The organism is Methyloversatilis sp. (assembly GCF_030698125.1).
Taxonomy (GTDB): domain Bacteria; phylum Pseudomonadota; class Gammaproteobacteria; order Burkholderiales; family Rhodocyclaceae; genus Methyloversatilis.
Window position 1 is genome coordinate 52,498 of sequence record NZ_JAUYNV010000004.1, and the last position, 11,827, is coordinate 64,324.

At 64.3% G+C, this 11,827-nt stretch carries 13 protein-coding genes; 12 read left to right on the forward strand and 1 reads right to left on the reverse strand.

Features of this window, described 5'->3' with window-relative positions:
* The first annotated feature begins 1 nt into the window (after window position 1).
* Genes argF through Q8Q80_RS00940 form a run of 4 tightly spaced genes read left to right on the forward strand, consistent with a single transcriptional unit; the run spans window position 2 to window position 3,073 of the window.
* Window positions 2–925 carry an ornithine carbamoyltransferase gene (gene argF, locus Q8Q80_RS00925; protein WP_305631125.1) on the forward strand — a complete coding sequence of 308 codons (924 nt, stop codon included), beginning with the start codon at window positions 2–4 and terminating at the stop codon, window positions 923–925.
* 48 nt (window positions 926–973) lie between these two features.
* Window positions 974–2,212 carry an argininosuccinate synthase gene (locus tag Q8Q80_RS00930; protein WP_305631126.1) on the forward strand — a complete coding sequence of 413 codons (1,239 nt, stop codon included), beginning with the start codon at window positions 974–976 and terminating at the stop codon, window positions 2,210–2,212.
* Between the two features lie 36 nt (window positions 2,213–2,248).
* Window positions 2,249–2,563 (forward strand): pyrimidine/purine nucleoside phosphorylase, encoded by a 315-nt coding sequence (locus Q8Q80_RS00935; protein ID WP_305631127.1) that lies wholly within the window; start codon window positions 2,249–2,251, stop codon window positions 2,561–2,563.
* Window positions 2,564–2,587: 24 nt separating this feature from the next.
* Window positions 2,588–3,073 (forward strand): YajQ family cyclic di-GMP-binding protein, encoded by a 486-nt coding sequence (locus Q8Q80_RS00940; protein ID WP_305631128.1) that lies wholly within the window; start codon window positions 2,588–2,590, stop codon window positions 3,071–3,073.
* A 32-nt stretch (window positions 3,074–3,105) separates the two neighbouring features.
* On the opposite strand, the gene Q8Q80_RS00945 is transcribed toward Q8Q80_RS00940, so the two are convergent.
* Window positions 3,106–3,810, reverse strand: a complete 705-nt coding sequence (locus tag Q8Q80_RS00945; protein ID WP_305631129.1) for a type 1 glutamine amidotransferase — start codon at window positions 3,808–3,810, stop codon at window positions 3,106–3,108.
* 28 nt (window positions 3,811–3,838) lie between these two features.
* Between Q8Q80_RS00945 and Q8Q80_RS00950 the strand changes: the two genes are divergently transcribed.
* From Q8Q80_RS00950 to Q8Q80_RS00985, 8 genes are all read left to right on the forward strand, one after another.
* Window positions 3,839–4,456, forward strand: coding sequence for a TIGR02281 family clan AA aspartic protease (locus tag Q8Q80_RS00950; RefSeq protein ID WP_305631130.1), 618 nt, complete (start codon window positions 3,839–3,841; stop codon window positions 4,454–4,456).
* A complete protein-coding gene (locus tag Q8Q80_RS00955) occupies window positions 4,456–5,070 on the forward strand; it encodes a CoA pyrophosphatase (protein ID WP_305631131.1) in 615 nt (204 codons plus the stop codon). The genes Q8Q80_RS00950 and Q8Q80_RS00955 overlap by 1 nt, the downstream gene beginning before the upstream one ends.
* Window positions 5,071–5,169: 99 nt before the next feature.
* Window positions 5,170–6,096: a CobD/CbiB family protein gene (locus Q8Q80_RS00960; protein WP_305631132.1), complete on the forward strand. Its 927-nt coding sequence runs from the start codon at window positions 5,170–5,172 to the stop codon at window positions 6,094–6,096.
* Between the two features lie 43 nt (window positions 6,097–6,139).
* Window positions 6,140–7,327: a beta-ketothiolase BktB gene (gene bktB / locus Q8Q80_RS00965; protein ID WP_305631133.1), complete on the forward strand. Its 1,188-nt coding sequence runs from the start codon at window positions 6,140–6,142 to the stop codon at window positions 7,325–7,327.
* Window positions 7,328–7,549: 222 nt separating this feature from the next.
* Window positions 7,550–8,971 (forward strand): circularly permuted type 2 ATP-grasp protein, encoded by a 1,422-nt coding sequence (locus Q8Q80_RS00970; RefSeq protein ID WP_305631134.1) that lies wholly within the window; start codon window positions 7,550–7,552, stop codon window positions 8,969–8,971.
* A gap of 1 nt (window position 8,972) precedes the next feature.
* Window positions 8,973–9,923: an alpha-E domain-containing protein gene (locus Q8Q80_RS00975; RefSeq protein WP_305631135.1), complete on the forward strand. Its 951-nt coding sequence runs from the start codon at window positions 8,973–8,975 to the stop codon at window positions 9,921–9,923.
* A 139-nt stretch (window positions 9,924–10,062) separates the two neighbouring features.
* Entirely contained in the window at window positions 10,063–10,875 is an 813-nt protein-coding gene (locus Q8Q80_RS00980) for a transglutaminase family protein (RefSeq protein ID WP_305631136.1), read from the forward strand.
* Window positions 10,876–10,987: 112 nt separating this feature from the next.
* The gene (locus Q8Q80_RS00985) at window positions 10,988–11,719 is read left to right on the forward strand and encodes a proteasome-type protease (RefSeq protein ID WP_305631137.1); all 732 of its coding nucleotides are present in this window, start codon (window positions 10,988–10,990) and stop codon (window positions 11,717–11,719) included.
* The last annotated feature ends 108 nt before the right edge of the window (window positions 11,720–11,827 follow it).

Consider the following 11,827-nt stretch of genomic DNA (forward strand, 5'->3'; position numbering starts at 1 on the left):
GATGACCCGACCCAGACACTTTCTGCAGCTCACCGACCTGTCGCGCGAAGAACTGGATTACGTGTTCGCGCGCACGCGCTGGATCAAGGACAAGTTCAAACGCTACGAACAGTACTGGCCGCTGCAGGACCGCACGCTGGTAATGATTTTCGAAAAGCAGAGCACGCGTACGCGGCTGTCGTTCGAAGCCGGCATGCACCAGATGGGGGGCAGCGCCATCTACCTGAACACGCGTGATTCGCAGCTTGGACGCGGCGAGCCGGTGGAAGACGCGGCGCAGGTCATTTCGCGCATGTGCGACGTGGTCATGATCCGCACCTTCGAACAGACCATCATCGAGCGTTTCGCGGCCAACTCGCGGGTGCCGGTCATCAACGGTCTGACCAACGAATACCACCCGTGTCAGGTGCTGGCCGACATCTACACCTGGATCGAGCACCGAGGCGAGATATCCGGCCGCACGGTGGCCTGGATCGGTGACTCGAACAACATGTGCCACACCTGGATGCAGGCGGCCGAGCTGTTCGACTTCAAACTCAATATTTCGACGCCGCCCGGCTACGAGGTGGAACCGGAGCGCGCAGGCGTGGGTACCGATCATCACGAATGTTTCGCCGACCCGATGGACGCCGCGCGCGGCGCTGATCTGGTCACCACCGACGTATGGACCTCGATGGGCTGGGAAGCGGAGAACGAGGCGCGCGCCGCGGCGTTCGCCGACTGGCAGGTGGATGCCGACATGATGAAGGCCGCGAAGCCGGATTCGCTGTTCATGCATTGCCTGCCGGCACATCGCGGCGAAGAGGTCAGTGCAGACGTGATCGACGGCCCGCATTCGGTGGTGTGGGAAGAAGCCGAAAACCGCCTGCACGCGCAGAAGGCGCTGATGGAATTCCTGCTGCTGGGCCGCGTGTCCGGCAGCTGAATCAACGAATCAACTGAAAGCGAAAGACGAAATACGATGAGTGGCACGATGACTAGCGGCGACATCAAGAAAGTGGTCCTGGCCTATTCGGGCGGCCTGGACACCTCGGTCATCCTGAAGTGGCTGCAGGATGTGTACCAGTGCGAAATCGTGACCTTCACCGCCGATCTCGGCCAGGGTGAAGAGCTCGAACCGGCGCGCGCCAAGGCGATCAAGCTGGGCATCAAGCCGGAGAACATCTACATCGACGACCTGCGCGAGGAGTTCGTGCGCGACTTCGTGTTTCCGATGTTCCGTGCCAACACGATCTACGAAGGCGAATACCTGCTCGGTACCTCGATCGCGCGTCCGCTGATCGCCAAGCGCCTGATCGACATCGCCCGCGAAACAGGCGCCACCGCCATTTCGCACGGCGCGACCGGCAAGGGCAACGACCAGGTTCGTTTCGAGCTGGGCGCCTACGCATTGATGCCGAACGTGAAGGTGATCGCGCCGTGGCGCGAATGGGATCTGCTGTCGCGCGAAAAGCTGCTCGCCTACGCCGAAACGCACGGCATACCGATCGAAATGAAGCACAAGCAGGGTGGCTCGCCGTACTCGATGGACGCCAATCTGCTGCACATCAGCTACGAAGGCCGTCATCTGGAAGATCCGTCCGCCGAGGCTGAAGAGTCGATGTGGCGCTGGACGGTGTCGCCGGAAGCGGCGCCGGACGCGGCCGAATACCTCGACCTCGAATTCGAGCGCGGCGACCTGGTCAGCATCAACGGCACGCGCATGAAGGCGCACGAGCTTCTGGCCTCGCTGAACCAGATCGGTGGCAAGCACGGCATCGGCCGCCTTGATCTGGTCGAGAACCGCTACGTCGGCATGAAGTCGCGCGGCTGCTATGAAACACCGGGCGGCACGATCCTGCTGCGCGCCCACCGCGCCATCGAGTCGATCACGCTGGACCGCGAAGTCGCCCATCTGAAGGACGATCTGATGCCGCGCTACGCCAGCATCATCTACACCGGCTACTGGTGGAGCCCGGAGCGCCGCGCGCTGCAGGCGCTGATCGACCACACGCAGCAATCGGTCAATGGCTGGGTGCGGCTGAAGCTGTACAAGGGCAATGTGATCGTCGTCGCGCGCGATTCGAAGACCGATTCGCTGTTCGATCCGACCATCGCCACCTTCGAGGACGACGCCGGTGCGTACGACCAGAAAGACGCGGCCGGTTTCATCAAGCTGAACGCGCTGCGCATGCGCATTGCCGCCAACGCGGCGATCAAGCGCGGCAAGTAAGTCTCCGGACGCCTACCCACTTACAGGAACGGAAGCATGTCCCAGTTCGACAACGTCAATGTCGTCAAGAAGGCCAACGTCTATTTCGACGGCAAGTGCGTCAGCCACAGCATCCAGTTCGCCGACGGCACGAAGAAGTCGGTCGGCGTCATCCTGCCGGCCACGCTCACCTTCAACACCGGCGCACCGGAAATCATGGAAGGCGTGGCAGGCAGCTGCCGTGTGCGCCTGAAGGGTGAGGCCGAATGGAGGACTTACGGTGCAGGCGAGTCCTACAATGTGCCGGGCAACTCGTCGTTCGACATCGAAGTCACTGGCGAGCCCTATCACTACGTCTGCCACTTCGGCTGAGCGGACACTTCCGGGAACCGACGCATGCCTTCCTTCGACATCAGTTCCGAAATCGACATGGTCGAACTGCGCAATGCAGTCGATCAGGCGAACAAGGAAATTGCCAACCGCTTCGACTTCAAGGGGTCGGATGCGCGCGTCGAGCAGGGCGACAAGCTGCTGACGCTGTTCGCCGACGACGACTTCAAGCTCGACCAGGTCTACGACGTGCTGCTGACCAAGTTCGCCAAGCGCAACATCGACGTGCGTTCGATCGAGCGTGGCGACGCGCAGAAGATCAGCGGCAACAAGTCGAAGCAGGAACTGAAGCTCAAGGTGGGCATCGAGAGCGAATCGGCGAAGAAGATCGTGCGTGTCCTCAAGGACAGCAAGCTCAAGGTGCAGGGCAGCATCCAGGGCGAAGAAGTGCGCGTGACCGGCGCCAAGCGCGATGTGCTCCAGGACGCGATCGCGCTGCTGCGCAAGCAGGTGACCGACATTCCGCTGCAGTTCGGCAATTTCCGCGACTGAGCGGCGCGCGGCCGCGTCAGCCGGCGGCGCAGTTAGTCCTTCAGACCTTGACTCCACTTCGCGTACGCGCATTCCGCGACGGCGTGCAGCGCCGCCACGCGCGCCTCGATGTCCTGCTGCATGCCGTCGGCCGACTGCACCGTCGGCTGGGCCGAAGCTTCGTGGATTTCCTTCTGCCCGCCGACACACCACTCGCGGATCATCGCTTCGGTCATTTCGATGTGGCACTGCATCGCCAGATGCTTGCCGATCGCCCAGGCCTGATGGGTGCAGGCATCCGACGCCAGCAGATGGGTGGCACCGTCGGGCAGCGAAAAGGTTTCACCGTGCCAGTGAAACGACAGGAAACCCTCCCGGTCGCCGAACCACTCGCGCGCAGCCGGACCTTTGAGCGTCACGTCGTGCCAGCCGATTTCCTTGACCGGATTGGCGCCCACCGTGCCACCCAGCGCCTTCGACATCAGCTGCCCGCCCAGACAGTGACCGATGACCGGGATGTCGGCGTCCATCGCGCGGCGGATCAACGCAAGCACCTCAGGTATCCAGGGTAGCGGGTCGTTAACACTCATCGGGCCGCCCATGAAACACAGGCCGGCGAACGCTGTCGGATCGTGTGGAACGGCATCACCGCGGTCGATGGCGACCATCTTGATGTCGCGGCCTATGCCTTTCATGTATGTTGCGATATGCCCTGGCCCCTCGGTCAGGCTGTGACGGAAAACTGCAATGGGCTTCATCAATAGACCTCCTGCGCACATTCTAGCGATGCTTCTGTCGCTGGCGGGCGGTTCTGCCTACTCGGCGGACCTCTCGCTGGCCGGCGTGTTCGGCGGCAAGGCGGTGCTGGTGGTCGATGGCGGCGCGCCGCGCACGCTCGCCGTCGGAGCCCGGTCGCCGGAAGGCATCCGGCTGTTGTCGGTCGACCGCGACAGCGCGTGGGTTGAAGTCGAAGGGCGGCGCGTGCAGTTGCGCATCGGCGAAAACGTCGCGTCGTCGCGCAGCAGCGACGCCGGCGCGGCCGCCATCCACCTGAACGCCGATTCGCAGGGGCACTTCCTGTCCGATGGCGCCATCAACGGCACGCCGGTGCGTTTCCTGCTCGATACCGGCGCCACGGTCATCGCGCTCGGGCGCAGCGATGCGCTGCGCGCCAACATCCGCACCGCGTCTGCCCCGGTCATGACGGTGCAGACCGCCAATGGCGTGGTGCGCGCCTGGCGGGTCAAGCTGGCCAGCGTCAAACTGGGCAGCGTGACGCTGAGCAATGTCGAGGCGGCAGTGATGGAAGCCGACATGCCGCATGTGCTGCTGGGCATGAGTTTCCTGAACCGCATGGACATGCAGCGCTCGGGCCAGATCATGACGCTGAAGCAGCGCTTCTGATGGACACGCCCCTGCTTTCGTCTGCGGGTTTCGATCCGCAAGGTTTGCGCAGTCGCCTGCGCGCATTGCCGTCGTGTCCGATCGACGAGCGCTTCGCCGGCTTCACGCCGGCCGCCGTGCTGGTCCCGGTGGTCATCGGCGGTGCCGAGCCGACCTTGCTGCTGACCCGTCGCAGCGCGCATCTTTACGATCACCCGGGCCAGATCGCGTTTCCGGGGGGCCGGGTCGATCCCGGCGATGTGTCGCCCGAAGCCACCGCGTTGCGCGAAGCGCAGGAAGAAATCGGTCTGGCGGCCGAACAGGTCGAACTGCTCGGACGCCTGCCCGACTATTTCATCACGGCGAGCGGATTCCGCGTGACGCCGGTGGTCGCCCTGCTGCGTACGCCGCTTGCGTTGCAGCTCGACCCGTTCGAGGTTGCCGAGGCCTTCGAAACCCCGCTGTCCTTCCTGCTCGATCCGTCCAACCGCAAGCGCGGCCGCATCGAGCACGAAGGCGTGATGCGCGAGTATTGGGCCATGCCCTGGCAGGGCTACGACATCTGGGGGGCGACCGCCGGCATGATCGTCAGTTTCACCGAGCACCTGCGCGCCGATCAACCACTGCGGCGGTGACAACGGGCTGTGTTGACTTCTGGCCGCTGACGCCCGCCCGGCGCCGGATTCCGCGGTGTGCTATCGTCCGCAGGCTGGCACGGCAACTGACGCTTCTTCATGACCTGGCTGTCCCTCTTCGTCGCACTCCTGATTGAGCAGTTCAAACCGCTGTCCTACGAACGCGTAGTGGCGGGGCCGCTTGCGCGCTACGCCTTCTGGTTCGAGCAGCGGCTCAATGCCGGTGAAGCCCGGCATGGCGTGATCGCGTGGGTGCTCGCTGTCGGTCTGCCGGTGTTCGCCGTGTGGTGCCTCTACCTAGTGCTGGTGTGGGTCAACCCCTTGCTCGGCTGGGCACTCAACGTACTGGTGCTCTACGCCACCATGGGTTTCCGCCAGTTCAGCCATCATTTCGAAGCGATTGCCGATGCATTGCGCGCCGACGACCCGGACACGGCGCGACGCGAGCTGTCGGACTGGCTGCAGCGCAATACCGACCGCCTGAAGACCGAGGAAATCGCCCGGCTGTCGATTGAGCAGGGCATCCTCGCGGCGCACCGGCACGTGCTGGCCCCGCTGGCGCTGTTCGCGCTGCTGCCCGGACCGACCGGCCCGCTGCTGTATCGCCTTACGGAACGCCTGTCGTGGTCGTGGGCGCGGCGGGAAAATATCGAATTCGGTGCATTCGGCCGCTTTGCGCGCCGCATGTACGAATGGCTGGACTGGGTACCCGTGCGCATGACCGCCGCCACGTTCGCCATCGTCGGCGATTTCGAGGATGCGGTGCATTGCTGGCGTACTCAGGCGGCAAAGTGGCCTGAACAGGCGGCCGGCATCCTGCTGGCCAGTGGCGCCGGCGCACTGGGCGTCAAGCTCGGCGCGCCGTTGTTCGAGCTCGGCGAGGTGGCCGATCGGCCCGAACTGGGCGTGGGCACCGACGCCGATGTTGATCTGATGCAAAGCGCGATTGGCCTGGTCTGGCGCACACTGGTGTTTTGTCTGATCCTGCTTGGCTTGCTGACGCTGGCCGGCTATATCGGAAACTGATTCGAAACGTGTTCGGAAACTGATTTCAAGGGAGGTTGTGGCGATGGCTGACAAGAGAGAAGTGGTGATCGTGGGTGCAGCGCGTACGCCGATCGGTGCCTACGGCGGTTCGCTGAAGGATTTCACGGCATGTGATCTGGGCGCGCACGTCGTCAAGGCCGCCTTTGCGCGCGCCGGTGTCGATGCCAAGGAAGCACAGCACCTGGTGTTCGGCAACGTGATCCACACCGAAGCACGCGACATGTACGTTTCGCGCGTGGTCGCGCTCAATGCCGGCATGGCCCAGGAATCCTGCGCAATGGGCGTGAACCGCCTGTGCGGGTCCGGCTTCCAGGCCATCGTGTCGGCCGCCAACGCCATCCAGCTCGGCGACGCCGAATGTGCAGTCGGCGGTGGCGTCGAAACCATGAGCCGCGGCGGCTACCTGATGCCCGCTGCGCGCTGGGGCGCCCGCATGAACGACACCAAGATGATCGACATGATGGTCGGTGCGCTGACCGATCCGTTCGAAACGACCCACATGGGCATCACGGCCGAAAACATCGCCAGCCAGTTCGGTTTCGGTCGTGAAGAGCAGGACGCGTTCGCTGTCGAATCGCACCGCCGCGCTGCCGCCGCAACCGATGCCGGCCATTTCAAGTCGCAGATCGCGCCGCTTGAAGTGCAGACCAAGAAGGGCACGACGGTCATCGACACCGACGAGCATTTCCGGCGCGACGCCACGGTCGAAGGCATGGCCAAGCTGCGCCCGGTGTTCAAGAAGGACGGCTCGGTGACTGCCGGCAATGCTTCGGGCATCAACGACGGCGCGGCCGCCATCGTCATGATGGAAGCCGGTGCTGCTGCGCGCGCCGGTGCCAGGCCGCTGGCCCGCCTGGTGTCCTATGCGGTCGCCGGCGTCGCGCCCAGCATCATGGGCACGGGCCCGATTCCGGCCGTCAAGCTGGCGCTCGCGCGCGCCGGCCTGAAGGCGTCCGATCTCGACGTGATCGAATCGAACGAGGCGTTTGCTGTGCAGGCAATGTGCGTGACACGCGAACTCGGTCTCGATCCGGCCAAGGTGAACGTCAATGGCGGCGCGGTGGGCCTCGGTCATCCGGTCGGTGCGACGGGTGCCGTCCTGACCGTCAAGTGCCTGTACGAACTGCAGCGCACGGGCGGCCGATACGGCCTGATCACGATGTGCATCGGCGGCGGGCAGGGCATTGCCGGCATCATCGAACGCATCTGAGCGCGGGTTGCTTCAACACTCCGGAACGCCCCGCACATTGCGGGGCGTTTTGTTTTGCGGCTCTGCACCAGATGAATCCGGGTGCTGCACCGTTGTGGTGCAAAAAGCCACTCGGGCCAGAGGTTTTCAGGTATCGACGCGGCTTTGGGGCATGGCACATTTCTCGCTGTGCTCCCGATGAAGTCAGCACAAGCGCCACATCACCACCGAGACAACACGATCATGGCAAATCCGTCGTCGATCTATGACGAAATGAACAGTGCCGACGGCACGGTGCGCAGTCACTACGCCGGATACAAGAAGTGGCTTGCGGAAACGCCCCCCGAGCGCATCGCCCAGAAGCGTGCCGAAGCCGACCTTGTCTTTCACCGCGTCGGCATCACGTTCGCCGTCTACGGCGAAGAGTCCGGCAAGGAACGCCTGATCCCGTTCGACATCGTGCCGCGCATCATTCCGGCCCAGGAATGGAAGCAGCTTGCGGCCGGCCTGCGCCAGCGGGTCAAGGCGCTGAACATGTTCCTGAATGACGTCTATCACGACCAGGAAATCATCAAGGCCGGTCACATGCCGGCCGAACAGATCCTGTCCAACAGCCAGTACCGCCCGGAAATGCAGGGCGTCGATGTGCCCGGCGGCATCTATGCCCACATCGCCGGGGTCGACGTGGTGCGCGCCGGCGCCGGCGAGTTCTACGTGCTGGAAGACAATCTGCGCGTGCCCTCCGGCGTGTCCTACATGCTGGAAGACCGGCGCATGATGATGCGGCTGTTCCCGGAACTGTTCTCGCGCTATCGCGTGGCGCCGGTCGAGCACTACCCGGACATGCTGCTGACCAATCTGCGCGCTGTCGCACCGGCCGGGGTCATCGACCCGACCGTCGTCGTGCTCACGCCGGGCGCCTACAACTCGGCCTACTTCGAACACGCTTTCCTCGCGCAGCAGATGGGCGTCGAACTGGTCGAGGGGCAGGACCTGTTCGTGCGCGACGAGCACCTGTACATGCGCACCACGCAGGGTCCGCAGCGGGTGGACGTGATCTACCGCCGCATCGACGACGACTTCCTTGACCCGCTCGCCTTCCGGCCCGATTCCATGCTCGGCGTGCCGGGTCTGCTGCAGGTCTATCGCGACGGACACGTCACGCTGGCCAATGCGATCGGTACCGGCGTGGCCGACGACAAGTCGATCTACCCCTACGTGCCGGACATGATCCGTTTCTACCTTGGCGAAGAACCGTTGCTGAACAACGTGCCGACCTTCATGTGCCGCAAGCCGGACGATCTGGCTTACGTGCTGTCCCATCTGGACGAACTGGTCGTCAAGGAGACGCACGGCGCAGGCGGCTACGGCATGCTGATCGGCCCGCGTGCCACGAAGGAGGAGATCGAACGCTTCCGGCAGCTCATCATCGACACGCCGGAGCGCTACATCGCCCAGCCTACGCTGGCGCTGTCTGCCTGCCCGACCTTCGTCGATGCCGGCATCGCGCCGCGCCACATCGACCTTCGCCCCTTCGTGCTGTCCGGCAAGGACATCAACATGGTGCCGGGCGGCCTGACCCGCGTGGCACTGCGCGAAGGATCTCTGGTGGTGAATTCGTCGCAGGGCGGCGGCACCAAGGACACCTGGATACTGGAAATCTGACATGCTGAGCCGCACCGCAGATCACCTCTACTGGATGGCGCGCTACATCGAGCGCGCCGAAAACGTCGCCCGCATGCTGGACGTGAATTACCGCATGTCCATGGTGCCGCAGGCAGAAGGCGGCATCGACGCCGGCTGGGGGGCGACACTGTCGATCACCGGTCTGGAAGACGCTTTCCGCTCCAAGCACAGTGCGGCCACGATGGAAGCGGTGCTCGAATTCATGGTGTTTGACGGCACGAATTCGTGCTCCATCATGAGCTGCCTGCGCATGGCACGGGAAAACGCCCATGCGGTGCGTGGCACCATCACGTCGGAAATGTGGGAAACCACCAACGACACCTGGCTCAAGATGCGCGACTACCCGCGCTGGAAACTCGCCGGCAGCGAAATCGGCGAGTTTTTCGAATGGGTCAAGTTCCGCTCGCACCTGTCGCGCGGCGTCACGCTGGGCACCATGCTGCGCGACGAGGCCTTTCACTTCATCCGTCTCGGTACCTTCCTCGAACGGGCCGACGCGACCGCGCGCTTCATCGACGTGAAGTACCACATGCTGGTCGACGGTGCGGCACCGCCCGATACCGCGGCCGATTACTACCAGTGGAGCGCGCTGCTGCGCTCGGTGTCGGCATTCGAGGTCTATCGCAAGGTCTACCGTGACCTGATCACGCCGGTCAAGGTCGCCGAACTGCTCATCCTGAACGACCAGATGCCGCGCTCGCTGCGCACCAGCATGGTCGAAGTGTTCGAAAACCTGAATGCGCTGTCGAACTACCGTTCGAGCGAAACCGAAAGGCGAGCCGGCGAACTGCAGGCCAGCCTGAAGTTCGGCCGCATCGAGGATGTGTTCGCGCGTGGCCTGCACGAATACCTGACGCAGTTCATCGTGCGTGTCATCGATCTGGGCAACCGGGTGTCCGAAGACTTCCTGGTGCCGATGTCGTCAAGTTGATCACCCCTCGGGGGGGCGGGCCGGCGACGAATTGACTGCCCCCTGGGCCGTCCTGCGTCCGTCCCGCCCGCGAGGGGGGGGCAAGTCGTCTTGGGGCGGCCCGGCGACGACTTGTCTGCCGAAATCAGAGGAGATAACCATGCTGCTCGACATCCGCCACGAAACCACGCTGCGCTACACGCGGCCGGTGCAGTACAGCATCCAGCAACTGCGACTGACGCCGCGCGAAGATTCGACCCAGCGGGCGCTGGCCTGGAAGGTTCAGGCGCCGGGCAACGCACGCCGCTCGATCGATGCGCATGGCAATGTCGGCCACCTGCTGACGCTTGACCGCCCGCACAGCGAGTTGTCCATCCTGGTCAGCGGTACGGTTCGCATGACCGACGCTGCGGCGTGGATGCCGCGTGATGCGGGCACGCTGTCGCCGCTGTCCTATCTGGCGACCAGCCGTCTGACGGAAAGCGACGAGCAGGCACATGCGATGGCGGCCACCCATCTTCGCGCCCGACGCGACACCGTGGGCGAACTGCTCGATCTGAGCGGCGCGGTCTGCGGCGCGGTACGTCACCAGCCTGAATGCGTACCGCCGGCCGGTGCCGCCAGTGCATTCGAAGCCGGGCGCGGCTGCGGCGCCGACATCGCGCACGCTTTCATCGCATGCTGCCGTGCCGCCGGGCTGCCGGCGCGTTTCGTCAGCGGCTATCTGGTCGACGCGGCAGGAGAATGGGCTGCGCCGCACACCTGGGTCGACGTCTGGCTGGCCAGCGGCCCCGCCGCCGGCGGCGAAGCAGGCTGGGTCAGCGTCGATGTTCTGGAACGATCGCTGGCCGGGCAGGGCTACTGCAGGCTGGCCGTCGGTCGCGATCATCTCGATGCCTGCCCGGTGCGTCTGAGCGACACGGCTGACCATGCCGTGATGACGGTGACGCGGGTGTCTGTGCACCGCCACTGAACGGTCGGCCTTTCCGGATGGGCTCGCCCGGCTGTGGCTTTTCTGGCCGCACCGCGCACAGGCCCGCCGACACGGATAACATTCCTTTCCCACACCTGCCGGAACTTCTGCCATGACTTACTGCGTGGGCATGCTGCTCGACGCCGGGCTGGTCTGCCTGTCCGATTCCCGTACCAATGCGGGGGTCGATCACATCAATACCTTCCGCAAGATGAATGTGTTCGAGCGGACGGGCGAACGCGTGCTCGTGCTGATGAGCGCCGGCAATCTCGCGGTCACGCAGACGCTGGTGAGCCTGTTGCGCGAGCGCCTGACCACCGACGGCCCGAACCTGCACACTGTGGCGAACCTGTTCGAAGCGGCCCGCCATGTCGGCGACTGCCTGCGCGAGGTGTATGCGCGCGACGCCGATGCGCTGCAGGAATTCGGCATCGAATTCAACGCGTCCTTCATCCTCGGCGGTCAGATACTGGGTGAGGTGCCGCGGCTGTTCCAGATCTACTCGGCCGGCAATTTCATCGAGGCGACACGCGACACGCCTTACTTCCAGATCGGTGAGGCAAAGTACGGCAAGCCCATCATCGACCGCGTCATCCGCCCGGAAACCTTGCTCGACGATGCGGCCAAGTGCGCGCTGATCTCGATGGATTCGACCATACGGTCCAACCTGTCGGTCGGACTGCCGCTCGACCTGCTGGTGCTGCGCCGCGACGGACTCAAGGTGTGCTCAAGCCTGCGCATCGACAGCGATAACGCCTACTTCGAAATGATCCGCAGCCGCTGGGGCGAAAGCCTGCGCGAGGCCTTCCACGCGCTGCCCTCGCCGGACTGGATACCGGGCTGATACGCTCGGGCCCGGTGCGCTGCGCTGAATCGTGCGTTGCGCGGAACGGGGCGTTGTCCTTCCGGGCATTTCTGCCGGCCCGCCCGTAAAGCTAAAGGTTCCCGCAAG